The 25,038-nt window shown below is 66.0% G+C and carries 24 protein-coding genes; 8 read left to right on the forward strand and 16 right to left on the reverse strand.

Annotated elements, in window-relative coordinates:
* Both AC3WL8_RS23395 and AC3WL8_RS23400 read left to right on the forward strand, forming a co-directional pair.
* A partial coding sequence (locus AC3WL8_RS23395; RefSeq protein ID WP_492378906.1) for an RNA-guided endonuclease InsQ/TnpB family protein occupies window positions 1-774 on the forward strand: 774 nt, incomplete at its 5' end.
* 298 nt (window positions 775-1,072) lie between these two features.
* Window positions 1,073-1,384, forward strand: a complete 312-nt coding sequence (locus AC3WL8_RS23400) for a hypothetical protein (RefSeq protein ID WP_080569604.1) — start codon at window positions 1,073-1,075, stop codon at window positions 1,382-1,384.
* A 95-nt stretch (window positions 1,385-1,479) separates the two neighbouring features.
* Here the strand turns inward: AC3WL8_RS23400 and AC3WL8_RS23405 are convergent, their stop codons facing one another.
* The 8 genes from AC3WL8_RS23405 to AC3WL8_RS23440 all read right to left on the reverse strand — a co-directional run bounded on the left by AC3WL8_RS23405 (window position 1,480) and on the right by AC3WL8_RS23440 (window position 9,653).
* Window positions 1,480-2,070 carry a helix-turn-helix domain-containing protein gene (locus AC3WL8_RS23405; protein ID WP_013953602.1) on the reverse strand — a complete coding sequence of 197 codons (591 nt, stop codon included), beginning with the start codon at window positions 2,068-2,070 and terminating at the stop codon, window positions 1,480-1,482.
* A 57-nt stretch (window positions 2,071-2,127) separates the two neighbouring features.
* On the reverse strand, window positions 2,128-3,444 hold the full coding sequence (locus tag AC3WL8_RS23410) for a M20 family metallo-hydrolase (protein ID WP_211982001.1): 1,317 nt from the start codon (window positions 3,442-3,444) through the stop codon (window positions 2,128-2,130).
* Between the two features lie 15 nt (window positions 3,445-3,459).
* Window positions 3,460-4,764 carry an amidase gene (locus AC3WL8_RS23415; protein ID WP_211981999.1) on the reverse strand — a complete coding sequence of 435 codons (1,305 nt, stop codon included), beginning with the start codon at window positions 4,762-4,764 and terminating at the stop codon, window positions 3,460-3,462.
* A gap of 15 nt (window positions 4,765-4,779) precedes the next feature.
* A complete protein-coding gene (locus tag AC3WL8_RS23420) occupies window positions 4,780-5,493 on the reverse strand; it encodes an ABC transporter ATP-binding protein (RefSeq protein ID WP_211981997.1) in 714 nt (237 codons plus the stop codon).
* A complete protein-coding gene (locus AC3WL8_RS23425; RefSeq protein WP_013953598.1) occupies window positions 5,490-6,272 on the reverse strand; it encodes an ABC transporter ATP-binding protein in 783 nt (260 codons plus the stop codon). The genes AC3WL8_RS23420 and AC3WL8_RS23425 overlap by 4 nt, the downstream gene beginning before the upstream one ends.
* Window positions 6,269-7,480, reverse strand: coding sequence for a branched-chain amino acid ABC transporter permease (locus AC3WL8_RS23430; RefSeq protein WP_492378907.1), 1,212 nt, complete (start codon window positions 7,478-7,480; stop codon window positions 6,269-6,271). The genes AC3WL8_RS23425 and AC3WL8_RS23430 overlap by 4 nt, the downstream gene beginning before the upstream one ends.
* Window positions 7,467-8,396: a branched-chain amino acid ABC transporter permease gene (locus tag AC3WL8_RS23435; protein WP_013953596.1), complete on the reverse strand. Its 930-nt coding sequence runs from the start codon at window positions 8,394-8,396 to the stop codon at window positions 7,467-7,469. The genes AC3WL8_RS23430 and AC3WL8_RS23435 overlap by 14 nt, the downstream gene beginning before the upstream one ends.
* A gap of 81 nt (window positions 8,397-8,477) precedes the next feature.
* Complete coding sequence (locus AC3WL8_RS23440) at window positions 8,478-9,653, reverse strand: branched-chain amino acid ABC transporter substrate-binding protein (protein ID WP_013953595.1); 1,176 nt, start codon at window positions 9,651-9,653, stop codon at window positions 8,478-8,480.
* Between the two features lie 358 nt (window positions 9,654-10,011).
* Here AC3WL8_RS23440 and AC3WL8_RS23445 point away from each other — a divergent pair, with 358 nt between their 5' ends.
* Complete coding sequence (locus AC3WL8_RS23445; protein WP_041228698.1) at window positions 10,012-10,263, forward strand: antitoxin; 252 nt, start codon at window positions 10,012-10,014, stop codon at window positions 10,261-10,263.
* Entirely contained in the window at window positions 10,260-10,670 is a 411-nt protein-coding gene (locus tag AC3WL8_RS23450; RefSeq protein WP_211981994.1) for a type II toxin-antitoxin system VapC family toxin, read from the forward strand. The genes AC3WL8_RS23445 and AC3WL8_RS23450 overlap by 4 nt, the downstream gene beginning before the upstream one ends.
* Before the next feature lie 80 nt (window positions 10,671-10,750).
* Here the strand turns inward: AC3WL8_RS23450 and AC3WL8_RS23455 are convergent, their stop codons facing one another.
* The 3 genes from AC3WL8_RS23455 to AC3WL8_RS23465 are packed head-to-tail and all read right to left on the reverse strand — an operon-like array spanning window position 10,751 to window position 13,988.
* Entirely contained in the window at window positions 10,751-11,698 is a 948-nt protein-coding gene (locus AC3WL8_RS23455; RefSeq protein WP_249221339.1) for a tripartite tricarboxylate transporter substrate binding protein, read from the reverse strand.
* Between the two features lie 53 nt (window positions 11,699-11,751).
* A complete protein-coding gene (locus AC3WL8_RS23460; RefSeq protein WP_211981990.1) occupies window positions 11,752-12,762 on the reverse strand; it encodes an NADPH:quinone oxidoreductase family protein in 1,011 nt (336 codons plus the stop codon).
* The gene (locus AC3WL8_RS23465; protein WP_013953590.1) at window positions 12,759-13,988 is read right to left on the reverse strand and encodes a CaiB/BaiF CoA transferase family protein; all 1,230 of its coding nucleotides are present in this window, start codon (window positions 13,986-13,988) and stop codon (window positions 12,759-12,761) included. Before AC3WL8_RS23465 ends, AC3WL8_RS23460 begins: the two co-directional genes overlap by 4 nt.
* Before the next feature lie 89 nt (window positions 13,989-14,077).
* On the opposite strand from AC3WL8_RS23465, the gene AC3WL8_RS23470 reads away from it, so the two are divergent.
* Window positions 14,078-15,052 carry a LysR family transcriptional regulator gene (locus AC3WL8_RS23470; protein ID WP_211981988.1) on the forward strand — a complete coding sequence of 325 codons (975 nt, stop codon included), beginning with the start codon at window positions 14,078-14,080 and terminating at the stop codon, window positions 15,050-15,052.
* 29 nt (window positions 15,053-15,081) lie between these two features.
* Here the strand turns inward: AC3WL8_RS23470 and AC3WL8_RS23475 are convergent, their stop codons facing one another.
* Window positions 15,082-16,032 (reverse strand): Bug family tripartite tricarboxylate transporter substrate binding protein, encoded by a 951-nt coding sequence (locus tag AC3WL8_RS23475; RefSeq protein ID WP_249221338.1) that lies wholly within the window; start codon window positions 16,030-16,032, stop codon window positions 15,082-15,084.
* Window positions 16,033-16,238: 206 nt separating this feature from the next.
* On the opposite strand from AC3WL8_RS23475, the gene AC3WL8_RS23480 reads away from it, so the two are divergent.
* Window positions 16,239-16,541 (forward strand): DUF1330 domain-containing protein, encoded by a 303-nt coding sequence (locus AC3WL8_RS23480; protein WP_013953587.1) that lies wholly within the window; start codon window positions 16,239-16,241, stop codon window positions 16,539-16,541.
* 132 nt (window positions 16,542-16,673) lie between these two features.
* On the opposite strand, the gene AC3WL8_RS23485 is transcribed toward AC3WL8_RS23480, so the two are convergent.
* Both AC3WL8_RS23485 and AC3WL8_RS23490 read right to left on the reverse strand, forming a co-directional pair.
* The gene (locus AC3WL8_RS23485; protein ID WP_238553102.1) at window positions 16,674-17,168 is read right to left on the reverse strand and encodes a polyhydroxyalkanoate granule-associated phasin; all 495 of its coding nucleotides are present in this window, start codon (window positions 17,166-17,168) and stop codon (window positions 16,674-16,676) included.
* A 196-nt stretch (window positions 17,169-17,364) separates the two neighbouring features.
* On the reverse strand, window positions 17,365-18,300 hold the full coding sequence (locus tag AC3WL8_RS23490; RefSeq protein ID WP_013953585.1) for a LysR substrate-binding domain-containing protein: 936 nt from the start codon (window positions 18,298-18,300) through the stop codon (window positions 17,365-17,367).
* Window positions 18,301-18,421: 121 nt separating this feature from the next.
* Here AC3WL8_RS23490 and AC3WL8_RS23495 point away from each other — a divergent pair, with 121 nt between their 5' ends.
* Window positions 18,422-22,000, forward strand: coding sequence for an indolepyruvate ferredoxin oxidoreductase family protein (locus AC3WL8_RS23495; protein WP_492378908.1), 3,579 nt, complete (start codon window positions 18,422-18,424; stop codon window positions 21,998-22,000).
* Window positions 22,001-22,040: 40 nt separating this feature from the next.
* Here AC3WL8_RS23495 and AC3WL8_RS23500 read toward each other — a convergent pair whose 3' ends face one another.
* Together AC3WL8_RS23500 and AC3WL8_RS23505 are read right to left on the reverse strand one after the other, a co-directional pair.
* Window positions 22,041-22,658 (reverse strand): LysE family translocator, encoded by a 618-nt coding sequence (locus AC3WL8_RS23500; protein ID WP_492378921.1) that lies wholly within the window; start codon window positions 22,656-22,658, stop codon window positions 22,041-22,043.
* A 53-nt stretch (window positions 22,659-22,711) separates the two neighbouring features.
* Window positions 22,712-23,335 (reverse strand): FMN-binding negative transcriptional regulator, encoded by a 624-nt coding sequence (locus AC3WL8_RS23505; protein WP_013953582.1) that lies wholly within the window; start codon window positions 23,333-23,335, stop codon window positions 22,712-22,714.
* Between the two features lie 83 nt (window positions 23,336-23,418).
* Here AC3WL8_RS23505 and pdxR point away from each other — a divergent pair, with 83 nt between their 5' ends.
* On the forward strand, window positions 23,419-24,957 hold the full coding sequence (gene pdxR / locus AC3WL8_RS23510) for a MocR-like pyridoxine biosynthesis transcription factor PdxR (protein ID WP_492378909.1): 1,539 nt from the start codon (window positions 23,419-23,421) through the stop codon (window positions 24,955-24,957).
* Window positions 24,958-25,038 lie beyond the last annotated feature (81 nt).

Below are 25,038 nucleotides of genomic sequence, written 5' to 3' on the forward strand. Positions count from 1 at the left end.
TTTTTGCCCAAGCTGGGCTGGCTGCGATACAGGAACAGCCGCGACGTACTCGGTGAGGTACGCAATGCCTGCGTCAGTCTTTCGGGCGGCAAGTGGTTTGTTTCGATCCAGACTGAGCGGAAGGTCGAGCGACCTGTGCCGAAAGCCACCAGCGCCATCGGCATCGACATGGGCATCGCTCGCTTTGCCACCATGAGCGATGGCACTTTCCTCGCGCCGCTCAACAGCTTTAGGAAGCACGAAGCCAGACTGCGCCGTGCGCAGCGGGCGATGAGCCGCAAGACGAAATTCAGCAACAACTGGAAGAAGTCCAAGGCCCGAATCCAGCGTATCCACGCACGCATCGGTAACGCCCGCCTCGACTACCTGCACAAAGCCACGACCACGATCAGCGAAAATCAAGCGATGGTGTGTATCGAGGACCTGAAGGTACGGAACATGTCCAAGTCAGCGGCCGGTTCAAGCGGGCAACCGGGCAAGAACGTCAGGGCCAAGTCCGGCCTGAACAAGGCCATCCTCGATCAGGGTTGGTACGAGTTCGGGCGTCAACTGGAATACAAGCTAGCGTGGAATGGCGGCTGGCTAATAGCTGTGCCGCCACAGCACACCAGTCGCACGTGCCCTTGCTGCGGGCATGTATCTGCCGAGAACCGGCAGAGCCAGGCGAGCTTCGCCTGTGTGGCATGCGGCTATGCGAATCACGCCGACGTGGTCGGCGCGATCAACATTTTGGCGCGGGGGCACCGCGTTGCAGCCTGTGGAGAGTCGGCGTAGTCAAGCCGCTCTACGAAGCAGGAACCCACCGAAGTGACTACGTAGAGCATCACGTAGCGCCGTAGGAATCCTCGTCCTTTCCGCCGTAAGGCGGCAGCCGAAGGCTGAGGACGGGGAGGATGTCAATGAAGCGTCAGCCCACGAAGGCGTGGATACAAAGCCTTACAAGACTCTCAAGCGCCGTGGTCAACTGTCACAAGCTGTCGCCGTTACACGAGGTAACCAGCTTTAGGTTCTGCTCATACCAAACATGGCGAGAACCCCCTAAGGTATTGGCAACATTCGACGGAACAGCATCATGCAGAAGATCTTGGCAGTTTGTGCAATTGCAGCCGCATCCGTGCTTGCGTCAGGCACCGCCCAGGCAAGGGTAGACGTCGGAATTGGCATCGGTATTCCAGGTGTCGTAGTTGCAGCGCCTCCACCCCCGGTGTACTACGAGCCGGCCCCAGTTTACGTGGCTCCGCGCCCGGTGGTAGTGGCGCCTGGTTACTACGACGATTGGCAAGCACGCGAATGGCGTGAACAACAGTGGCGTGAACGGCGGTGGAGGGAACGCGAGTGGAGAGAGCGCCATCGCGAGTGGCGCCGTTGGCACGATGACGACTAGGACTGAAGACGGGTTCTACGCTAAGTCTGCCTTCCTGCGGGCCTGACCCCAAGGCGCGGGCTTCCCTGCGGAAGCCCGCTTTTCGTCCGCCCGTCTCAGAAGGTGGCCGGCGAATTCACCCACAGCACCCTGGCCACGACGTCGCCCACATTGCGGTAGCCATGCGGCACCTGGCTGGCGAACGTGAAGGCATCGCCCGGGCCGATCAGGTAGACGTCGTCGCCGAGCATCAGTTCGAGCTGTCCTTCGAGCACGTAGCCCACTTCCTCGCCCTGGTGCTCGATCTGCCCGTCGCTGGCCTCGCCGGGCCAGACGATGTGGATGTTGGCCTGCAGCAGGCCGCCACGCTTGGGCAGCACCACGCGTTCGAGCGCCACGCCGCCGGCCCGGATCACCGGGCGTTCACCATGCCGCAGGATCGGCGACTGGTTTGGCTCCTCGTCGCTGGTCAGCGCGCCGATATTGGTGTCCAGCGCTACGGCCAGCCGGTGCAGCGTGGTAAACGACGGGGTGGCCAGCCCGCGCTCAATCTTTGAAATCAGGCTTTCCGAGCACCCCGCCTTCCCGGCGAGCTGTAGCAGCGTGTAGCCGGCCACCAGCCGGGCGTGGCGCAGCTTGACGCCAAGCGTCAGGGTGGCCGACTTGCTGTCGGCCGTTTCAGGTGTGGGGCGCTCGGTCTTTGCCATGCAGGCTCGGAATGGGTTGGACTTGGATCGGCCGCCAGGCGCCGTACGTCGATGTGTTCAGCGGCTGGCCAGTTCGGCGACAGTGTAAGCCAGTGCCTGGGCTCCAAGGAACAGATCGGCGCCTTCCGTATCTTCGGCGGCATTGTGGCTGATGCCCCCTTTGCTTGGCACGAAGATCATCGCCGTGGGGCAATGGTCGGCCAGGTACATGGCGTCGTGGAACGCGCCGGAGGTCAGCCGCATCGGCAGCGCCCGGCCGGCGTTGCCGCTGGCACGCGAGCAGGCGCGCTCGATGGTGCCCAGCATGGCCTCGGGGAAATGCGTCGGCTCGCGATGGAAGAAGCGCGTGACCGTGACCGCTTCGGGCGCATGTGCGTGCCTGACACACGCCGCGCGCAATGCCGCTTCGGCGCGATCAAGCGCGGCGTCGTCCAGGCAGCGCATATCGACCGTGAACGTGACGTGGCCGGGAATGGTGTTGACCGAGTTCGGCGCCACGCTCCAGCGGCCCAGCGTCAGGCGCAGTTCGGGAGTACCGGGGGCGGCCGCATGGCGCGGCGCCAGCGTGTACAGGTCTTGCGCAATGGCCACGGCCGCGGCCATCGCATCGTGTCGCACCGCCATCGGCGTGGTGCCGGCATGGGCCATCGTACCCGTGCATTCCACGCGGAACCAGCGTACCGCCTGGATGCCGGTGACCACGCCCAGCGGCACATTTGCGCCTTCCAGCACCGGCCCCTGTTCGATGTGCAGTTCGACGCATGCCGCCATGGGCCGCGCCATCGGCACCCTGGGCACGTCATGGCTTTCCGCCAGCGCGGCATCGAGCGCCTCGCCGAACCGAATACCGGCCGCATCAGTCACGTCGCGATAGCCTGCCAGCCGCGCGGGTTCGACGAAGGCGCTCGACCCCATCGCGCCGGGACCGAAGCGGCTGCCTTCCTCGTTGGTCCAGGACACAACCTCGACGGGGCGCAATGTCTCAATGCCGGCCGCGTTGAGCGCGGCAATTACTTCCAGGCCGGCCAGCACGCCGTACGCGCCGTCGTACTTGCCGCCCACCGGCTGCGTATCGGCGTGGCTGCCGGTCAGCACCGGCGGCAGGTCTTCGCGGCCGGGGCGGCGGAAAAACAGGTTGCCGCAATCGTCGATGCCGACTGTGCAGCCCAGCGCGCGTGCCTGGTCGATCAGGTGGCGCCGGGCGGCCAGGTCGATCGCGGTCAGCGTTTCGCGGGAAACGCCGCCGTCGTGGCGCAGGCCAAACCGGGCCAGGGCTGCCAGCGATGCGGCCAGGCGCTCGGCGCCCACATGATCCTGCGCGCGTTCGGCAATGGTTTGTGCGTTGGCGAGGGTGGGCGGGTTCGATACGGTCAATTTGGTCTCCAGATATCAGGCAAGGCTGGCGCCGAGCGCCTGCTCAAGACGATGAGCCATGCCGAGCACGCGGGCATCGGCATGGCGCGGCCCCGTCACGGTCACGCCAACCGGCATGCCGGTGGCGCCGGTCCCCGTCGGCACATGGACGCATGGGGTGCCCAGCAGCGACCACATGCGGCAGAAAATCGGATCGCCGGTGGCGCCAAGGCCAGCAGGCGCTTCGCCTTCGGCGCTCGGGGCCAGTACGACGTCGAATTCGGCCATCGCCATACTGAACGCCGTGCGGGCTGCTTCCGCGTGGGCCAGCGCGACATGGAAGCGCTGGCCGGTGACGGCGCGGCCCGCTTTGAGTTGGCGCGCGAAAGCCGCGCTAAAGCCTTCTGCGTGCTCGCGTGCTTCCGGCGCGAATGCGGCGAGTGCCTCGAATGCCATGATGTCCAGTTGGGCTTCAGTCAGCCCGTCGCAAGCCTGCGGCAGGTTGAAGTCGCGCACCGTGCCACCGATGCGTTCGAGCGCACGGATCGCGGTGTCCAGCGCAGCTTGGGTATCGGCACTGGCGCGTTCCCAATGCGGCGTGCGGCAAATGCCGATGCGCAGCGGCGCGTGGCGTACCGTCGACGCATCCGCTACCGCGGCATCGCGCGCCAAGGTGCCGATGAAGAAGGCCGCGTCGTCCACGCGGCGGGCCAGCACCCCCACCGTATCCAGGCTCGGTGCCAGCGGCTTGATACCGGCCAGCGGCAGCGTGCCATGCGTGGGCTTGTAGCCCACCACGCCGCAATAGGCGGCCGGCCGGATGATCGATCCCGCGGTCTGTGTGCCGAAGGCCAGCGGCACCATGCCTGCGGCGACGGCGGCGGCCGATCCGCTCGAGGAGCCGCCGGGGGTGCGGGGCCTGTCCGCCGGCGCGCGCGGGTTGCGGGTCGGCCCAGGCTGAAACGTGGCGAATTCGGTGGTGACGGTCTTGCCGACCACGACCGTGCCCGCCGACCGGGCCAGTGCTACCGCCGCCGCATCCACGCCCGGCCGATGTCCGGCGTATATCGGCGAACCATAAGTGGTCGGCATGTCGGCCGTATCCATCAGGTCCTTGACGCCAAGCGGGACGCCCGGCAAGGCGCCTGACGCGCCGCCGGCATCTAGCCGCCGCGCATGCGCCACGGCGGTGTCGCCACCCACGTGCTGCCAGGCCAGAATGCCTGCGTCTTGCGCTGCAATGCGGGCCAGCGCCGCACGGACCACCGCTTCGGCGCTCAGTTCGCGCCGGGACACCATCGCCGCCAGGGTGCGGACCGGAAGATCGAGGAAATCGTCCATCGCATGTTCTCCGGATCAGCCGAAATAGGCTGCGCGAACCTCATCGTTCTCGCGCAGCGCCTGCGCGGTGCCCTGGGCCACGACACGGCCCTGGGTCAGCACATAGCCCTGGTGTGAGATGGCTAGCGTCTGGCGCGCGTTCTGTTCCACCAGCAGCACAGTCATGCCCAGTTCGTTGATCTGCTGGATGACCTTGAAGTTCTCCTTCACGTAGAGCGGCGACAGGCCCAGCGACGGCTCGTCGATGACCAGCAGCCGCGGCTGCGCCATCAGTCCGCGCCCGATCGACACCATCGCCTGTTCGCCGCCGGACATGGTGCCGGCGAGCTGGCCCGCGCGCTCGCGCAGCCGGGGGAAGATCGTGTACACGCGCTCGATGCGCTCGCGCACTTTGGCCGGGTCCGCCTCAAGGAAGGCGCCCAGCGCAAGGTTTTCAGCCACCGTCATGCGCGGGAACACCTTGCGGCCTTCGGGAATGCAGGAGATGCCGCGTGCGATGATGTTGTGGGTCTTCTCGCCCGCGATGTCCGTGCCGTCCCACAGGATGCGTCCCTGGCGCGGCGGTGTCAGGCCCAGGATCGAACGGATCAGCGTGCTCTTGCCGGCGCCGTTGGCGCCAAGGATGCATGTGATCTTGCCCGGCGGCACCTCGATCGAGACATCGTGCAGGACGTTGACCTTGTCATAGCCCGTGGTCAGCCCTTCCACGCGCAGTGTGCTGTCGCTCATGCGGCTTCCTCCCCCAGATAGGCGGTCTGCACGTCGGGATCGGCGGTAATCTCGGCGTAGGTTCCCTCGGCAATCTTCTTGCCGTAGTTCAGCACGATGCAGCGGTCGGTGATTCGCTCGATCACGTTCATCTCGTGCTCGATCAGCACCACCGACAGGTCCTGCAGCTTGCCGCGCACCTGCAGGATGTCGTCCATCAGCTCGTGAGTCTCGTCATGCGTCATGCCAGCCGAAGGCTCGTCGAGCAGCAGCAGCCGAGGGCGGCTCATCAGGGCCCGGCAGACCTCGATGCGGCGGCGGTCGATCATCGTGAACGTTTCCACCGGCTCGAACAGCCGCGCCACCAGCGGCGGGCTGAAGATGCCCAGCAGCTCGCGCACCGACTCCACGTAGCGCTCGTACTCGGCGCGGAACGCCTTGCGCCGGAACAGGTTGAAGACCAGCCCGTGCTGCATGTTCTGGTAATCGCCGATCACGATGTTGTCGAACACCGTCAGCGGCAGCGACAGCCGCGAACGCTGGAACGTCCGCGCCACGCCGCTGCGATAGATCTGCTGTGGCGTCTTGCCGATGACGTTGTCGCTGTCATAAGTGATAGTTCCGGCGCTGGCCTTGTATAGCCCCGTCAGCACGTTGAAGAACGTGGTCTTGCCGGAGCCGTTGGGGCCGAGCAGGCCCAGGATCTCGCCACGGCGGATATCGAGCTGGAGTTTGTCCAGCGCGGTCAGGCCGCCAAAGCGCATGGTCAGGTCGCGCACCTGGATCATCGCGTCGCTCATTGCGCATCCTCCCGGGGAAAGAACAGGCGGGTCTTGCGCGGCATCAGGCCGTCCGGGCGGAACAGCAGGATGGCGATCACCAGCGCCGCGTAGAACAGGAAGCGGTATTCCTGGATGAATTGCAGCTTTTCGGGCAGCACCAGCACGATGATCGCCGCTGGCACCAGGCCCACCACGTTGCCAAGGCCGCCCAGGATCACGATCGACAGCATCAGCAGCGAGTCGGCGAAGGTGAAGTTGTTGGGCGCCACGAACGCAGTGACCATACCGTAGACACTGCCCGCGATGCCGGCAAAGAAGTTGCCGAGCATGAACGCAATCACCTTCCAGCGGGCGATGTGCAGGCCGAACGCGGCGGCGGCGGTCTCGTCGGTGCGCACCACGTCCATCGCCAGGCCTACCCACGAGCGTTCCAGCGCCTTGACTACGGCAAACGTGCCTGCGCAGATCAGCAGGCTCAGCAGCGCATAGCTGGCGTAGAACGACACGTCCACGCCGAACAGTGTCACGCCCTCATTGAACGCGAAGCCGAACAGCGTCATCCCGGGCACCTGCAGGCCCTGCGGCCCGCCCAGCACGTCGTTGACCTCAAGGAAGGTCTTGAACAGGATGCCGAACGCGATGGTCACCAGCGCCGCATAGTGGCCGCGCGTGCGCAGCACGGGTGCAACCAGCACCGAGCCGATCACGGCCGCTGCCACGCCAGACAGCACGATCACCAGCACGTGAGGAATGCCCGTGTGCGTGGCCAGCACGGCCGTGGTGTAGGCGCCGATGCCAAAGAACGCCGCGCCCGCGAAGTTGGACACGCCGGAAAACCCGAACTGGACGGTCAACCCCAGGCAGGCGGTGGTGTAAAGCAGCACCGCACACAGCATCAACAGGACGAAATGGCTCTCGTGGAACAGCGCGATCAGCGCCAGCGTGCCGGCCAGCGCCCATAGCCTGGACTGGCCCGGTCGCCGCACTGTCGCCTGCTCCACGGCCTGCGTCAGGCCCAGCCGACCCGCCGCAAACACCGCGGCCCCGGCCAGTGCCAGCAGCACGGCCACTGCCAGCTGCGATTCCGCATGCAGGAAGCAGTAGAGATAGGCCACCATGGCGATGGCCGCGATGGCCAGCACCATGGCCGGGCGGCGTTGCGAGCCGTCGGTCGTTGCGCCGGGGACCGCAGGCAGCGGCTTCGAGACGTTGTCAGACACGTTCACTGGCTTTCTCCGCGATGAGTCCGGTCGGCTTCCAGGCCATCAGCACGATGACCACGGCAAAGGCGAATACGTCCTTGTAGGCGCTCGGGATGTCTGGCACCAGGGCCGGCAGCATGGCACTGCCCAGTACCTGCAGCGCCGCAAACAGGAAGCCGCCGAGGATGGCGCCGTAGATATTGCCGAGCCCGCCCAGGATGGCAGCGGCAAAGCCGATCACTCCCAGCAGCAGCCCGACGTTGAAGTTGATCTCGTTGTAGTAGAGGCCGTTCATCACGCCCGCCAGTGCCGCCATGGCGGACCCCAGCGCAAACGTGACCAGTACCACTACCTCGAAGTTGATGCCCATCAGCCGGGCCGTTTCGCCATCCTGGGCCACGGCACGAATGGCCATGCCAAAGCGCGTGCGGGTGATCAGCAGATGCACGCCGAGGATGATGGCTACGCCGGCGGCCAGCAGGATCAGGTTGTCCGCGCGGATGGAGAGCGCGCCGATGGTGAACTCGCCAGCGGGCAGCAGCGCGGGAAACGGCTTCGGGTTCGAGCCGTCCGGGTAGAACAGCCGGACCGCCTCACGCAGCACTGTGCCCAGCATCAGCGTGGCCAGCAGCGTGTTCAGCGGTGGCGCACGGCGCAGCGGCAGGATCAGGACGCGGGCGATGCCGGCGCCCAGCAGGCCGGTCACCGTCACCGCGCACACCACGATGGCCAGCAGCTGCAGCCACGGGGAATCCACGTGCATCGCCACCACGCCGGCTGATGCCGCCAGCCCGGCAAACGCGCCCACCATCAGCACATCGCCATGAGAAAACTTGATCACGTCGAGCACGCCGAAGAACAGCGTGAACCCGACCGCCACCATGGCGTAGATCATCCCGAGCATCAGCCCGTTAAAGACGTACTGCCCTAATACACTCATCGGTATCCTCCGAATTCCGGATGCCCAGGCGGGCGCGGGGCCGGGCGGGGGGCAGGAGCGCCCCGAACCCGGCCGCCATGCTTACAGGCCGGTCAGCTTCTTCTTGCCCTTGCCGTAGGTGCTGTCTTCCCAGATCACCCACTTGCCGTCTTCCACCACATACTTGGTGATCAGCGGCACCACGTTCTGGCCGTGGTCGTCGAAGGTGACCTTGCCGATGATGGTGTTCACGTCCCTGGTGCCGTTCAGCACATCACGCACCTTCTTGCGGTCCGGGCCCACCTTTTCCACGGCGTCCATGATCAGGTTGGCCGCGGCGAACGCAAACGGGCCGTACGCTTCGGGCGGTTCACCGTATTTCTGCTGCGTGTAGCGTTCCATGAAGAACTGGCCGCCCGCCAGCTTCTCTACCGGCGCGCCTTCGATGAACGCCAGCGAACCCTCCGACAGCGGCTTGCCCACGCCTTCGATATAGGCATCGGACTTGATGCCCGACGTGCCTTCGAACTGGGCCTTGATGCCGAGCTTGTCCATCTGCGTGCGGATGCGCACGCCCAGCGGCGTGAGGCCGCCGAAATACACCACGTCGGGCTTCAGTTCGCGGATCTTGGTCAGCTCCGTGGTGAAGTCCTGCTGATCGGCTGTCACGCCGAACGTGCCTACGATGGTGCCGCCATCCTTCTTAAGGAACTCGCTGAAATACTTGTTGTGGCCCTTGCCGTAGTCGGTGGTGTCATGGATGATCGCCCACTTCTTGTAGCCCAGCCCGGTCATGAATTTGGCTGCCACTTCGCTCTGGTTGATCATCGTGCCGTTGACGCGATGGATCTCCTTGAACTTGTTGCCGTAGGTGACCTCGGGCAGCACGGCGCCCCACACGACGGCGGGCATGCCGAAGCGGTTGTAGACGCCCACTGTACCCATGGCCACGGCAGAGCAGAAGTGCGTCACGCCGGCAACAATGGACTTGTCCGCCGCGATCTTGGTCGCCACCTGCACGCCGACGTTCGGCCGGCATTCGTCGTCCTGCACCACCAGTTCATAGGTGTACCTGGCCTTCGGGTCCGCATTGCGCAAGCGCACGGCCAGGTCCGCGGAATTACGTCCGCCCAGGCCGATCGACGACACGCCACCGGTCAGCGGACCGACAAAGGCAATCTTGACGACATCCTTGGCCTGCGCCGGTGCTGCCGTCAGGACCATTGCGGTCGCTGCGGCTGCCATGGCGGCGGCTACTGCAGTGTGTTTCTTGCGCACTCTCTTTCCCCCTGGGTTGCATGGACAAATTGGACGGGCCACTGGCCCGGCGTCACGGACCCGAACCGATGCGGGCCGCCTGCGGATACCCGGGGCGGCTTCTTGAAAGCCGCCTGCACCAAATTCAAGTTACTTGAATGCTATGCAACAGACATGCCACCCTTCAACGAGCAATAACCCGTAGCTGGAATGGGGGTGTGGGGGAAATGAGGAGCGGATCCGTGGGTCCGATGCTCAACTTGCGCGCATTGGGCGCACGTTTGCGGTGCTAAACGACTCCCGGATGCGAGGCACAGATAAGTATCTTGATATCTATCGACCTATGGTATATCTTTTGATAGCTATCATAGGAAACATCGTGAGCACCACTGCCAAAATTTTCACCACTGGCCGCAGCCAGGCGGTACGGCTGCCGCAGGAATTCCGCTTCGCCGAGCGCGAGGTATATATACGCCGCGACCCGTCCACCGGCGACGTGATCCTGTCGCGCCGGCCGGAGAGTTGGGACGGCTTCCTGGCAGCCATCAAGGACAGCGCCGTGCCGGCAGACTTCCTGGCCGGCCGCGCGCAGGGCGAACAAGCCAGGGATCCGCTGGCGGGCCTCGAATGACGCGCTACATGCTCGACACCAATATCGTGAGCCACCTGCTGCGGGCACATCCGGCAGTCGTGGCACGCGTGACGGCCGCGCCGATGGCGGCGCTGTGCCTGTCAGCCATCACCGGCGCGGAACTGATGTACGGGCTGGCCAAACGCCCCGGTGCAGCGCGCCTCGCGCGCGCAGTCGACGAACTGCTGCGCAGGGTCGAGGTGTTGCCCTGGACCCCTTCAGTAATGGTCGGCTATGGTGAGACCCGCGCTGCGCTGGAATCCCAAGGACAGCCAATGGGGGCACTGGACTTGCTGATTGCCGCGCACGCGCTGGAGACTGGTGCGGTGCTGGTGACCAATGACCAGGCGTTCCGGCGCGTTCCTGGCCTGGTGGTGGAGGACTGGTCGGTTCCGACCGGAAACTGATCGCGGCAATCTGAAAGATTGGCCAACTGCGCGTCTGGCCGACACCCGGCATCGGCCAGTCCTGCCGCAACCGCAGTGCGCTACTGGTCTGCCTTCGCCCCCGAGCGCCGCACGATTTCCGCCCATTTCCTGCCTTCGGAAGCGTTGTAGCGGGCAAAGTCGCCGGGTGAAGAGCCGACCGGCTCGGCGCCCATGTCGGCGTATTGTTGCCGCACATCGGGCCGCTTCAGCGCGCTGGCCGCATGCGCGGCCAGCTTTTCCACGACCGGGGCCGGCGTGCCGCGCGGCGCCCACAGGCCGTACCAGGTGCTGATGTCGAAGCCGGGCAGGCCGGACTCGGCGACGGTGGGCACGTTTGGCAGCGCGCTCGCGCGGCGCGCGGTGGTCACGGCAACGGCACGCAGCTTGCCGGACTTGATGAAGGGCATCGCCGACGGCATGGAATCAAACATCAGCTGGATCTGGCCTCCCATCAGGTCCGTCAGCGCCGGCGCGCTGCCCTTGTACGGCACATGCTGCATCGGCACCTTTGCTGCCAGCTTGAACGATTCGCCGGCCAGGTGCTGGGCCGAGGCATTGCCAGCCGAGCCGAAGTTGAGCGCACCGCCCTGACTATTTGCGTAGGCGATCAGGTCCTGCACGGTCTTTACCGGCGATGCGTTGTTGACCACCAGCACCAACGGCACGTCGGCCAGCTGCGTGACGGGCACGAAGTCCTTGAATGAGTCATAGCGCATCTTCGGCTGGATGCTGGGGTTGATTACATGCAGCGAGGCATTGGCCAGGATGGTGTAGCCGTCGGCGGGCGCGCGCGCCACGGCTTCGGCGCCGATCATGCCACTGGCGCCGGGTTTGTTGTCGACCACCACGCTCTGGCCCAGGCTCTCGCCCATCTTGACTGCGACCACGCGAGCGAGCAGGTCGGTCGGTCCGCCGGCGGGGTAGGGCAGCACCATGCGCACGGGATGCAGCGGGAAGTCCTGCGCGACGGCGGCAGCCGGCAACGCGGCCGCAGCTACCGCCAGCATCAGTGCGGCGCGCAGCCGCGGCCACGCAGGAAGTCGTTTCTGGTATCGGGTGTTCACGTCTCTGTCTCCTTGATTTTTATCGCTACCTTGCCCACCACCTGGCGGGATTCCAGCGCGGCCAAGGCGTCGCCCAGGCCGGTGATCGGATAGACCGCGGATACGGTCGGCTCCAGCTTGCCCTGCGCGGCCCAATCGAACAGCGTCGCCATGACCTCCTGCAGCGCCTCCGCATGCTCGGCTCGCTCGTTGGCGGGCGTCCAGCCGATGTAGCGGCCAAAGAAGAACCCGTGCAGCGTGAGGTTCTTGACCAGCAGCAGGTTGACCGGGGCCTGCGGGATGGTGCCGCTGGCAAAGCCGATGCTGAGGATGCGTGCGTTCGCCGCCGCCGCGCGCAGCGCCTGGTTGAACAGGTCGCCGCCGACCGGGTCCACCACCACGTCCGCGCCACGGCCGTCCGTCAGCGCCTTGACCGATGCCGCCAGGTCCGCCGGGGCCAGCGCGTGCGTGGCGCCGCGCCGCAGCGCGTCGGCTCGCTTGGCCTCGGTGCTGGCGCAGGCGATGACCGTGGCGCCGAGCTGGCGCGCAATCTCCACGGCGGCCAGGCCGACACCGGCCCCGGCGCCAAGCACCAGCACCGTGTCGCCTGAGCGCAGCGCACAGCGCCACACCAGCCCGCAATACGCCGTGCCATAGGAAATCGGGATCGGCAGCGCAGCCTTTGGCGGCAGCGCGTCCGGGACGCGGTAGACGGTGTACTCGGGCACGGTGACCTGCTCGGCAAAGCAGCCCCAGTCCGCGATCGCCACCACCCGGTCGCCGGAACGCAGCCGCGTGACCGCGTCACCGCAGGCCACCACGCGGCCGACCGCTTCGGTGCCGGGCACGAAGGGCAACGGGGGGCGCCGCTGGTACTGGCCGGCGATCATCAGGCCGGTGGCATGGCTGACGCTGGCGTACTCGACGGCAATCGTGACCGCATGCGGGTCGGCCAGCGCCGGTTCCGGAATGGTCTGCAGCGCCAAGTCCTGCACGCCGCCGAACTGCTTGCAGACAAGCGCCTTCATTGCACACCTGCCTTGGCCGCCGGGGCCGTCGCCTGTCGCACCACACCCTGCTGCAGCCATGCGTCGATGGCCTGCTGGCCGAAGCCGGCCTCGCGCAGGACCTGCACGGTATGTTCGCCGTTGGCCGGCGCCGGGCCGGCTGGCCGGCGCATGTCGCGCGCCGGGATGCCGGCGAAGGGCAGCGGTCCGAGCCCCGGCTGCGCGATCGTCTGGAAGGTCTGCCGGTGTGCGGCCTGCGGGTGCGCCAGCACGTCGTCATAGCTGCGCACCGGGGCATGCAGCACGTCATGCCGGCTGAGGATGTCTTGCCATTGCGCGGTCGTGCGCGTGGCGATCTGCCCGGCCACCTGCTGGTTCAGCAGCCCGGCGTGGGCCATGCGCGCGGCATTGTCGGCAAAGCGCGGGTCTTCCAGCCAGTCGGTGCGGTCCAGCGCATGGCATAGCTTGGCGAACTGCGCGTTGTTCAGCGCCAGCAGCGTCACGCTGCCGTCGCTGCTGGCATAGACGCCATTGGGCGCGCTCACCGGCCCGGCGGCCGTCGGGCCACCGATCGCGTGCTCGAGCAGGTTGTTGGCCTGCAGCGCACAACACGCATCGAACAGGTTCAGCTCGACATGGCCGCCGCGCCCGCTGCGAAAGCGCCGGCACAGCGCCGCGGCGCAGGCCTGGGCGGCATAGAGGCCGGTGGCGGCGTCGGCCAGCAGCATGCCGATGCGGCGCGCGCCACCGTCGGCGGCACGGTTGGCGAACATCAGCCCGGAGTCGGCCTGCATCACCGAGTCCGACGCCGGATAGTCGGCATAGGGACCATCCGGGCCATAGCCGCTGATCGACACATAGACCAGCGCGGGCCGTTGTGCGGCCAGTGCCGCATAGCCCACGCCCAGCCGTTCCGCCACTTGAGGGCGGAAGTTCTGCACAACGATGTCCGCTTGCAGCGCAAGGCCGAGCAGCACTTCCTTGCCGGCGTCGGTGGTGGCGTCGATGCAGACGCTGCGCTTGCCGGCGTTATAGGCAATCGTCAGCGCGCTGGTATCGCCGCGCACGACCCCGACCTTGCGGCCCCAGTCGCCCGCGGGCGGCTCGACCTTGACGATTTCCGCGCCTTGCTGCCACAGGATGTGCGCGCAGTACGGGCCGGCAATGCCCTGGCTGATGTCCAGCACGCGCAGGCCGGTGAAGGGCAGGTCGGTGTCGGACAGGTCGGAAGCGGGCAGTGCGGACATGGGATTTGAAGGTGGATAAGCAGGAGGTTTATGCTAGGGTTGGCTTCCTGCCAGGACAATCCCTCGATTTGTGCCTACGGTGTTGACTCATGATTGACAATAATTTCGATCTCAACCTGGTGCGGCTCTTCGTCACCATGGTCGAGTCGCGCACGCTGACCGCCGCCGCCGAGCGCAGCGGCATGACCCGCTCCAACGTATCGCGCCGCCTGAAATTGCTGGAGCAGCACCTGGGCGCTCAATTGATGCGCCGCACCACGCGCCATGTCGAACTGACCGAAGCGGGTCAGTTGCTGTACGCGCATGGGTTGCGCATGCTGGACGAACTGCAGTCGGCCAATACCTCGATCGACAGCCTTGGCCAGGTGGTGCGCGGCGACGTGCGTATCCGCCTGCCCACGGGACTGGGTCATCTCTACCTGACGCCATTGCTGCTGGAATTCGCGCGCAACTACCCGCAGATTTCGCTGCGCGTCGTCATCAACGACAACATTGGCGACCTGATCCCGGCCGAGGTCGACGTGGCGCTGAAGATCACCTCGCAGCCGCCGGATGACCACGTGGCGCGGCGCATCTGCGATGTCGGCTGGTGCCTGTGCGCGTCGGCATCGTTCCTGGACAGTCACGGTCCGATCCGGACCGTGGCCGACCTGGAGCGCTGCGACATGATTGCCCCGGCATCGCTAGGGCGCCGCTTTACGCTGAAGGTATGGCTGGCGGGTACGCCGATGACGTTGCGCGTGTCGCCCCGGATCCAGTCAGGCGACTATCCGTTCCTGTTCGAGTCGGTGATGGGCGGGCTGGGCGTGGCACTGCTGCCGCGCTATGCGGTCTGGCGGCAACTGCAGTCCGGACAAATGCGCGAGGCGCTGGCCGAGTGCGAAGCCGAAGGCGTGGGCGACAGCGTCTACATGCTGACCGCGCCAAACCGCTATCCGACGCTGGCAACGCGAACGCTGATGGACTTTATCCGCCTGCATCTGGAGCGGCAGGCAGAGAACTGGGGGCGCCGCAACCTGCCTGCGGCATCGGCCAATGAAAGCAACGCCGCCCCAGCGTCTTGACCGTTGATGCGGCATGGCGGGCGCAGCGATTACTTCTCCTGCATCCTGGCAGCCCTGACGATCTCGCCCAGCCGCTTGCGCTCCGCATCGACAAACTTCACGAAGTCCGCACGCGTGCCGCCGACCGGCTCGATGCCCACGGCCTTCAGCTTGGCGGCGGCGGCCGGGTCCTTCATGGCCTTGTCCACCGCGGCGGCCACCTTGTCCAGGATCGCATCGGGCGTCCCCTTGGGTGCATGGACGCCGGCCCAATGCGCGATCTGCAGCTCCGGGAAACCTTGCTCCACGGCGGTGGGAAGCTGCGGGTAGGCCGAGAAGCGTTGCGTCCAGGTGGTGGCCAGCGGCTTGAACTTGCCGTCGTGCAGGATATGCGGAAGGGCGATGATGCTGGCCTCTGAGGTTCCTTCCACCTGGCCGCCCAGCACTGCCGTAGTGCTTTCCGACCCGCTCTTGTAGGGCACCGGCTGCAGTTTCGCGCCGTACTTCACATTCAGGATCTCCGCCACGAAGTGCGGGGTGCTGCCGGTTCCCGCGGTCGCGAAGTTGAAACCGCTCCCCTTCTTTGACGCCTCGACAAAGTCGCGCAGATCCTTGTAGGGCGCGTTCTTCGGCACCACGATGACCGAGGGCGCAAGGCCGATCATGGCGACGGGGACCAGCGCGTCATCCTTGAACGGCATGGACTTCTTGATCATGCCGTTCGAGATGACGCCGGCTGCGCTGATCAGGAAGGTGTAGCCATCCGGCGCGCTCTTGGCCACGATGTCGGCGCCCACGGTGCCGCCCGCGCCGGGCCGGTTCTCGATCAGCACGGTCTGGCCCAGCGCCTTGGTGGCGCCCTCGGCCGCGGCGCGCGCCATCAGGTCATTGGCGCCGCCGGCGGCAAAGGGCACGACAAAGCGGATTGTCTTGCTCGGCCATTGCTCTTGTGCGCAAGCTGGTGTAGCCGCGATAACGCTTACCGTCGCCAACAGGCCCAGGGTGAATCGGCTCTTTATGTTCAAGGCATGTCTCCGTCCGTGTAGTTTGTATGGGCTGGTGAATGCTACGAGAACCAGTCCATGCCGTGCTCGCGAATGAATGCCGGCGACCTGCATTTTACCGGCGCGGCGTCGAGCAGGCGGCCTGCACTGGCAATTGTGGCAACTACAATCAAGCGGGGAACTAGCGCAGATAGGAGCGTGTCATGGCTGCATACCTGATTGCCGACGTTGACGTCACGGACCCCGCCGTTTTTGAAGAGTACAAACGAGACGTACCTGCTACCGAGGTGCGGTATGGTGGGAAGTATCTGGGCCGTGGCGGTCCAACCAAAGTTCTCGAAGGAGACTGGCAGCCGCATCGTCTCGTCATCGTCGAGTTCCCGGACATGGATGCCTTGATGGCCTGGTATGACTCGCCAGAGTACGCCCGCCTCAAGGCGATTCGGGAAAGGTGTGCGACAACAAGGATTATCGCGCTGGAAGGGGTCGCGGCCGTCACCGTCTAGAAAATCGGCGCAAGCGTTGCCGGCGTCTGGCTCCGACCGGGTCGGCCTGGTCAGCGGTTTCCTGTTCGCGCGGCTGCGTGCGGGTGCTGTCTGATTCGGTCCGTGGCGATGCAACCGCGGGCCTGGCGCCCTTCACGCTGCGCCCAGGCGCTTCGCATTTGCCATCGCACGGCCGTGGATCGGCGCGAGGATTTCCTGCATCAGGTTTGTCGCCAGGTCTGCCAGCTTCAGCGGGTTGCCGGGGAACCCGGCGGCCAATTGCAGAAGGTCGGCCTGGCGTTCGAACCATTGCGCGGTGGAACGACTGCATGCCAGCGTGGCCGCGGCCGCGGATGTCGCCCAGAGATGGTCGCTGGTGTCCTTTGCGAGGGTCATGGTCAGGTTGATCCATCCCGAACCCATCGCAAGCAACGATTCCGATGCGGCCTCTCCCTTCTCAATGCTCATCAGGCTGAATTCGCGCTGGTCCTGCTCGTCAGGCGCCGGACCGGCGATCGCCATGCGCGTGGTGCGAATGCTGACGACATGTATTGCCGCCTGGAGCAGTTCGCACATTTCACTGAAGAGGCGGGAGGAGTTTGTTGCAGAAGCGTCGAGGACAGGCTGCGGAATAACGGAGGAGGGCACGCGGGTTTTCCTTCGGCATCCGATGAAAACGGACACCTGGCAAATTCTTGGGAGGCGAGCGGCGTCTGGATCGCTTTTTGAAGGCGTGTCCGGCCGGCATGCCTCCAAGCATAGGTGCATTTATGTTGCATTGCACCAATTCTTTTGGTTTTCTGCGCTGGGTTGGGCACGACACGACACCGCAGGACTCGGCGCCTCAGCTCCCGCAAGCGTGAATCAGGAACTCCCTCAGCGCATCCGCCGGCTTGCCCAGCTTGCGCCCGGGCTGCCACAGCATGCCGACCTCCATGTCCGGCACCGCATTGGCAATCGGCCGGGCCTCGATCTGCTTTCCCTCCAGTGACCACGGGCGATACACCATGTCGGACAGCACGGTGACGCCGAAGCCATGCGCCACCAGCCCGCGCAGGGCCTCCATCGAGCCGGTCCGGAATGCGACCTTGGGTGCGAGCCGGTGGCTGCGCCAGTAACGCAGGGTGGATTCCTCGGCCTCGTCCACGGTGATGAGGATATACGGATAGGCCGCAATATCGCGCAGCGAAGGCCGCTCCACGGCCAGCAGCGGATGGCTGGACGAGGTCCACAGCTGGCGCCGGGAACGCATCAGCGTATGACGCTGGAAGCGCTGGGGCCGCTCCAGGTTCGACAGCAGCGCAATGCCCAGCTCAATCTCCCCCGCCAGCACGGCTCGCTCGATATCCGGCCGGTCCATGTCGAGCAGATCCAGTTCGATGTCCGGATAGTTGGTGCGAAAGCGCGCCAGCAGCCCCGGCAGGAAGTAGCCCAGCACCGTGTAGGAGGCGGCCAGGCGCACGCTGCCCTGCAACCCGTGCACCTGGAAGCGCGGCTCGCGCAGCGCATCCTCGACCGAATCCAGGATCTGGCGGGCGTGCTGGAAGAATAGGTGGCCTTCTGCCGTCAGCGTCACACCGTGGGGCCGGCGATCGAACAGGCGTACGGCCAGGCGCTGCTCAAGCGCCAGCACAGCATTGGTGATGGCCGACTGCGAGACATGCTCGGCGGTCGCGGCCATCGAGAATTGCCCGGTCTCCGCGGCCGCGACGAAATAGCGGAACTGCCTCAGCGTGACTTCCTTGGCCAGTCTTTCCGAGCCTTCGCGCACCTTGAACATGGGGGGTCTCCGAGGTATCCGTTCTGCAGATATCAGGTGTTGGAATTCATGATTTTACGATGACGGCACGGATTTCTAAACTGCTCCGGATACAAGAGAACAAGCACGGAGACTGAGAATCGTGAATGCCCCGCTGAACCCCGCCTTGCTCGAAGCCCTGGCCAGCGCCAGCCTGGACGACAAGTACACCCTGGAGCAGGGCCGCGTCTACATGAGCGGCGTGCAGGCCCTGGTCCGCCTGCCCATGCTGCAGAAGGCGCGCGACCGCGCCGCCGGCCTCAACACCGCCGGGTTTATCTCGGGCTATCGCGGCTCGCCGCTGGGCGGCGTGGACCAGGCGCTGTGGAAGGCCAAGCAGCACCTGGCGGCCAGCGACGTGGTGTTCCAGCCCGGCGTCAACGAAGACCTTGCCGCGACCGCCGTCTGGGGCAGCCAGCAGGTCAACCTGTTCCCCGGCGCCACGCGCGACGGCGTGTTCTCGATGTGGTATGGCAAGGGGCCGGGCGTGGACCGGTCCATCGACGTGCTCAAGCACGCCAATTCGGCCGGCTCGTCGCGCCATGGCGGCGTGCTGCTGCTGGCCGGCGACGACCATGCCGCCAAGTCCTCCACCGTGGCGCACCAGTCGGAACACGTGCTGCAGGCTGCCGGCATCCCGGTGCTGTACCCCGCCAATGTGCAGGAGTACCTCGACTACGGCCTGCATGGCTGGGCCATGAGCCGCTATTCCGGCCTGTGGGTGGCAATGAAGTGCGTCACCGATGTGGTGGAGTCGACCGCCTCGGTCGAGATCGATCCCGAGCGCGTGCAGATCGCGTTGCCGGAGGACTTTGTCGTGCCGCAGGGCGGCCTCAATATCCGCTGGCCCGATTCCCCGCTGGAGCAGGAAGCGCGGCTGCTTGACCACAAGTGGTATGCGGCGCTGGCCTATGTGCGGGCCAACCGGCTCAATCGCGTCGTGCTCGATTCGCCGAACGCGCGCTTCGGCATCATGACCGCCGGCAAGGCATATCTTGACGTGCGCCAGGCGCTCGCAGACCTGGGCCTGGACGACGACACCTGCGCCCGCATCGGCATCCGCGTCTACAAGGTGGGTTGCGTGTGGCCGCTGGAGGCGCACGGCGCCCGTGAGTTCGCCACCGGCCTGGAAGAGATCCTGGTGGTGGAAGAAAAGCGCCAGATCCTCGAATACGCGCTCAAGGAAGAGCTGTACAACTGGCGCGAGGATGTGCGGCCCAAGGTCTTTGGCAAGTTCGACCAGCGTGGCAACGATGGCGGCGAGTGGTCGGTGCCGCGTGGCAACTGGCTGCTGCCGGCGCACTATGAATTGTCGCCGGCGCTGATCGCCAAGGCCATCGCCCGCCGGCTGGAACGCCTTGACCTGCCGGAAGCGGTGCGCGCACGCATTGCAGCGCGCGTGGCGCTGATCGAGGCCAAGGAGCGCGAGGCCGCGCAGCCGCGCATCGCGCTGGAGCGCAAGCCCTGGTTCTGCTCAGGGTGCCCGCACAATACGTCCACGCGCGTGCCGGAAGGCTCGCGTGCGCTGGCCGGCATCGGGTGCCACTACATGACCCTGTGGATGGACCGCAATACCGACACCTTCAGCCAGATGGGCGGCGAGGGCGTGGCCTGGACCGGCCAGATGCATTTCACCGGTGACAAGCACGTGTTTGCCAACCTGGGCGACGGCACGTATTTCCACTCGGGGCTGCTGGCCATCCGCGCATCGATCGCGGCAAAGGCCAATATCACCTACAAGATCCTGTTCAATGACGCCGTGGCAATGACCGGCGGGCAGCCCATCGACGGCGTGCTGACGGTGCCGCAGATTGCGCACCAGGTGCTGGCCGAGGGCGCGAAGAAGCTGGTCGTCGTCACCGACGAGCCGCAGAAGTATGGCGACGGTAACATGCTGCCGTCCGGCGTGACCGTGTTCCACCGCGACCAGCTCGACGCCGTCCAGGTTGAGCTGCGCGATACCGCGGGCGTCACCATCCTGATCTACGACCAGACCTGCGCGACCGAGAAGCGCCGCCGCCGCAAGCGCGGCACCTATCCTGACCCGGCCAAGCGCGCCTTTATCAACGATGCGGTCTGCGAGGGCTGCGGCGATTGCTCGGCCAAGTCCAACTGCCTGTCTGTGGAGCCACTGGAGACCGAACTCGGGACCAAGCGCAAGATCAACCAGTCGTCGTGCAACAAGGATTTCTCCTGCGTCAACGGCTTCTGCCCTAGCTTTGTCACCGCCGAGGGGGCGCAGGTGCGCAAGCCGGCGGCAGCGGGTGGCAAGGGCACCGGCGCCGACTTCGAAGCGCTGCCGCTGCCGCGGCTGCCAGCCCTGGAGCGGCCGTACGGCGTGCTGGTCACCGGCGTGGGCGGCACCGGCGTGGTCACTATCGGCGGCCTGCTGGGCATGGCATCGCACCTTGAACGCAAGGGCGTGACCGTGCTGGACATGGCTGGCCTGGCACAGAAGGGCGGGGCGGTGATCAGCCACGTGCAGATCGCACCGGGCCCGGACGACCTGCATGCGACGCGTATCGCGACGGGCGAGGCGCGCCTGGTGATCGGGGGCGACGCCATTGTCTCGGCCTCGGCCGAGGTGCTGTCGAAGATCCGGCACGGATTGACCGCCGCCGTGGTCAACAGCGCCAACACGCCCACCGCGGAATTCATCAAGAACCCGAAGTGGAAGTTCCCCGGCGCCAGCGCCGAGCAGGACCTGCGCGCCAGCGTGGGCGATGCCTGCGCGTTCTTCGACGCCAGCGCATGGGCGGTGACCCTGCTGGCCGACGCCATCTACTCCAACCCGCTGCTGCTCGGCTTTGCCTGGCAGAAGGGCTGGATCCCGCTGCAGCGTGAAAGCCTGCTGCGCGCGATCGAACTCAATGGGGTGTCGATCGACAAGAACCGGCTGGCATTCGAATGGGGACGGTATCTCGCGCACCATGGCGAGGCGGCGGTAAAGGCGCTCTTGCCGGGTGCTCCGGCGGCCCCGGCCGCACAGGTCGTGGCAATCCCGCAGACGCTCGACACCCTGATCCGCAAGCGCGAGACGATGCTGGCCGATTACCAGAACACCGCATACGCTGCCCGCTACCGCGAGGCCGTCGAGCGCATCCGCGCAGCGGAGCAGCAACTGGGCATCGAGCGCAAGCTGCCGCTGACCGAGGCCGTGGCGCGCAACCTGGCCAAGCTGATGGCCTACAAGGACGAGTACGAGGTGGCGCGCCTCTACGCCGATCCCGCCTTCCTGGACAAGCTGCGCGCCCAGTTCGAAGGGGAGCCCGGCCGCGACTACCAGCTCAACTTCTGGCTAGCGCCCCCGTTGCTGGCCAAGAGCGACAAGGGTGACGGCAAGGGCCGCCCGGTCAAGCGCCGCTTCGGTCCGCGCACGATGACGGCATTCCGCTTGCTGGCGCGCCTGAAGGTTTTGCGTGGCACGGCGTTCGATGTGTTTGGCAAGACTGCCGAGCGCCGCGCCGAGCGGGCGCTGGTCAACGACTATCTGGCCATGGTCGACGAGTTCGCAGCGTCCCTGAGCGCGGACAACGTCGACGCCGCGCTGGCGCTTGCCGCGTTGCCTGAGGATATCCGCGGCTACGGCCACGTGAAGGAGGCCAGCATGGATGCGGCGGCAGTACGGCGGGAGGCGTTGCTGGCGCAGTATCGCTGCGCGGCCCGGCGGGCTGCGGCTTGAGAGGCGGGCGGTTCGAGCCCTGCGCCGAACCGCCCCCTGTCTAGGCCTCGCGCCGGGCCAGCGCAAGGAAGGCGCCCAGGCCCAGCATCGTGACACCCGACATCCGGGTCATCAAGCGGGCGCGAGCTTCGCGGGCGGCGCCAGACTTGAGCAGACGATGCGCGGCAAACACGACGACAACGTCGACCAGCGTATTGAGCGCGACGCAAATGCAGCCCAGCAGCACCAACTGCGGCACCAGAGGTTCGCTTGCCGAGACAAACTGCGGCAGGAACGCCAGAAAGAACAGCGCCGTCTTGACATTCAAGACCTCGACCATGATGCCCTCGACCAGAGCGCGGCGCGCACCTTTGGATGACATGGTTTCGAGCGTGACCGGCGCTTGCTTGCGCATCAACATGCGAATCCCCAGGTACACCAGATAAGCCGCACCCAGATACTTGAGCAGGTTGAACGCCACGGCTGACTGGGCAATGACCAGCGACAGGCCCAAGGCCGCCGCGAGCACATGGAGCAAGCCACCAAGGGCGGTGCCGAAGCATGAAGCCAGGCCCTCGGACCGGCCGCCAGCCACCGTTCGTGCAACGACATAGGCGATGCCCGGGCCGGGGGTGATGGCGAGAACGATGGCAGCGATCAGGAAGGGGATGAGTGACATGATGTGGTGTTCGTCAATGGTGAGGCAAAGCTGAGCGCGGGTCCGGGGGCAATTCAACCAGCCTTGCGCATGCACTGTGCAAGTTCGCCATACCCCCGCGCCTCTAGGGTGTCGGCGGCACCGAGGCGATCCCGCAACTCCCTGTTCTGGCTGAGCTTGACCTTGCCCACCAGCGAAGTGACGGCGATCTCGATGCCCACGATGTTGCGCAGCATGCTGTCGATGTACTCCGGCGCGGAGTCCCCCATCTTCCAGGGCCTGGCTTCGGCTGTCTCGTGCCGCCGGGTCAGGCGCGCAACCAGGCGGCGAACGAAACGCTCGTCATCATGCACGGTGATCGTGCCGTGCGCGTGTACCACCTCGTAGTTCCAGGTCGGCACCTGGCGGTGCGCCTCATGCTTGCTCGGGTACCAGTTGGGCGAGATATAGGCCTCGGCGCCGCGGAAGACGACCATGACCGGCGAGCCCGTGGGGCAACGCTGCCAGAGTGGATTCGCGCGGGCCACGTGGGCTGTGAGCACGCCGTGGGTTCCCTCGCCGGGATCGAACTCGAACGGGATGTGGTCGGCATCCAGTCCGGCGCTGCCTTGCGTAACCAGCATCCCCAGCGGGTGCTCGCGGATGATGCGGCTCAGTTCCTCTGGCCGGTTTTCAGCAAAGTGAGCAGGAATGTACATGGTGGGGAATCGGAAGGGATGGAATGCTCGATACTCTCGCCGACAACTGGCACAATCAGAAGGTCCAGTTTTCATGATTCTTTATGGGCCAGTCACGCCAGCCAGCCGGTAACCGTGCCGGAGCCACGGGCGCGGGACGCCGCATCTACGATCTTCTGCGCGCCCAGATCGCGGACGGCTCACTGCCGCCGGGTGCCCGGGCGCCGTCCACGCGAGCGCTGGCGTCCGAGTTGGGTGTATCGCGTACCACCGTCACCGCCGCCTACGAACAACTTGTGGCCGAGGGCTTCCTCGTCACCGCGGTGGGGCGGGTGGCCCGAATCGCCAGCCCGTTGGCGGCACCGGCACCAGCCGGGCTGACCGCAGGCCGGCACTCCAGGTCGGCCCCAACCCTGTCCGAATTCGGGCGTCGCGTGGCGGGACTCGGCATGCCGGCACCGCTGCAAGCTGAACCGGTTCGCTTCGACTTCCTGTATGGGGCGGTGGCTTCCCGGGACTTTCCAACCCTGGCCTGGCGGCGTGCCTACCAGGCCGAACTGCTGCGCCAGCAAAACAGCCTGTCATACGCCCCGCCCGAAGGTGAGGCATCGCTGCGACGCGCCCTCCAGGGCTATTTGCGGCGTGCCCGGGGACTGGCCTGCGAGGCCGAGCAGGTTCTGGTGGTACATGGCTCGCAGCAGGCCATCGATCTGTGCGCACGGTTGCTGCTGGATGCCGGCGATGCCTTCGCCTTCGAAGACCCTGGCTACCTGATGGCAAGGCGCTGCTTCGAAGCCACCGGCGCCAGGTGCCAGGCCACGCCAGTGGACGGGCATGGCCTGGATACCGCCAGCCTTCCCCAGGACGATCGTGTCCGCCTGGTGTACGTGAGACCGTCGCACCAGTTCCCACTAGGGGGTGTGCTGCCGATCGGCCGGCGCCTGGAGCTGCTGCAATGGGCGCAGCGCCACGACGCCTGGATCATCGAGGACGACTACGACGGGGAGTTCCGCTACGGCCAGCGCCCGATCGACACCCTGCGCTCGATCGACACCGACGGCCGCGTGATCTACGTCGGCACTTTCTCCAAGGCGCTGTCGCCGCACCTGCGGCTCGGCTACCTGGTGCTGCCGCCTGAACTGGTGCCGGTGTTCCGGCAGGCCAAGCGGCTGGCCGACCGCCATGCGCCCGTGCTGGAGCAGCGCGTGCTGGCAGCGCTGATCGAAAGCGGTGCCTACGAACGCCATGTGCGGCGCATGCGCCGGGAAAACGAGCGCCGGCGAGCAGCCTTGCTGGATGGCGTCACACGCTACCTGCCAGCGGACGCGGACGTCTGCGGTACGGCGGCGGGGTTGCATGTGGTGCTGTGGTTGCCGTCGCTGCGGCCCCGGGACGAGACAGCGCTGGCGGCCGCTGCGCGCAGCAAGGATGTGGGGGTCTACCCGGTATCTCCGTTGTTTGCAGGGGCCCGGCCGCATGGACAGCGTCGAGCGGCTGGATTGGTGCTGGGTTATGCGAGTTTGACGGTGGAGCAGATTCAGCGGGGGATGCAGATTTTAGGGTCGGTGATTGCGGTGATGGGGCGGGGTGTTTCCCGCCTGGGTTCTCAGGGCCAGGCTGACAACGGATTTCAGGTAGGCTGACGACTCGATGCTATGGCCGCCGATACGCGATGGGTTCGATTCGAACCACAGCAGCCTGGTGGCCGCCTCATTACTGGTCTG

The organism is Cupriavidus sp. FW305-F7 (assembly GCF_058782875.1).

Excerpts from the sequence above, each read along its gene's own strand:
- AC3WL8_RS23400 (WP_080569604.1), top strand. The coding sequence starts at position 1,073 with ATGCAGAAGATCTTGGCAGTTTGTGCAATTGCAGCCGCATCCGTGCTT.
- AC3WL8_RS23405 (WP_013953602.1), bottom strand. The coding sequence starts at position 2,070 with ATGGCAAAGACCGAGCGCCCCACACCTGAAACGGCCGACAGCAAGTCG.
- AC3WL8_RS23415 (WP_211981999.1), bottom strand. The coding sequence starts at position 4,764 with ATGGACGATTTCCTCGATCTTCCGGTCCGCACCCTGGCGGCGATGGTG.
- AC3WL8_RS23420 (WP_211981997.1), bottom strand. The coding sequence starts at position 5,493 with ATGAGCGACAGCACACTGCGCGTGGAAGGGCTGACCACGGGCTATGAC.
- AC3WL8_RS23425 (WP_013953598.1), bottom strand. The coding sequence starts at position 6,272 with ATGAGCGACGCGATGATCCAGGTGCGCGACCTGACCATGCGCTTTGGC.
- AC3WL8_RS23435 (WP_013953596.1), bottom strand. The coding sequence starts at position 8,396 with ATGAGTGTATTAGGGCAGTACGTCTTTAACGGGCTGATGCTCGGGATG.
- AC3WL8_RS23450 (WP_211981994.1), top strand. The coding sequence starts at position 10,260 with ATGACGCGCTACATGCTCGACACCAATATCGTGAGCCACCTGCTGCGG.
- AC3WL8_RS23455 (WP_249221339.1), bottom strand. The coding sequence starts at position 11,698 with ATGCTGGCGGTAGCTGCGGCCGCGTTGCCGGCTGCCGCCGTCGCGCAG.
- AC3WL8_RS23460 (WP_211981990.1), bottom strand. The coding sequence starts at position 12,762 with ATGAAGGCGCTTGTCTGCAAGCAGTTCGGCGGCGTGCAGGACTTGGCG.
- AC3WL8_RS23465 (WP_013953590.1), bottom strand. The coding sequence starts at position 13,988 with ATGTCCGCACTGCCCGCTTCCGACCTGTCCGACACCGACCTGCCCTTC.
- AC3WL8_RS23470 (WP_211981988.1), top strand. The coding sequence starts at position 14,078 with ATGATTGACAATAATTTCGATCTCAACCTGGTGCGGCTCTTCGTCACC.
- AC3WL8_RS23480 (WP_013953587.1), top strand. The coding sequence starts at position 16,239 with ATGGCTGCATACCTGATTGCCGACGTTGACGTCACGGACCCCGCCGTT.
- AC3WL8_RS23490 (WP_013953585.1), bottom strand. The coding sequence starts at position 18,300 with ATGTTCAAGGTGCGCGAAGGCTCGGAAAGACTGGCCAAGGAAGTCACG.
- AC3WL8_RS23500 (WP_492378921.1), bottom strand. The coding sequence starts at position 22,658 with ATGTCACTCATCCCCTTCCTGATCGCTGCCATCGTTCTCGCCATCACC.
- AC3WL8_RS23505 (WP_013953582.1), bottom strand. The coding sequence starts at position 23,335 with ATGTACATTCCTGCTCACTTTGCTGAAAACCGGCCAGAGGAACTGAGC.
- pdxR (WP_492378909.1), top strand. The coding sequence starts at position 23,419 with ATGGGCCAGTCACGCCAGCCAGCCGGTAACCGTGCCGGAGCCACGGGC.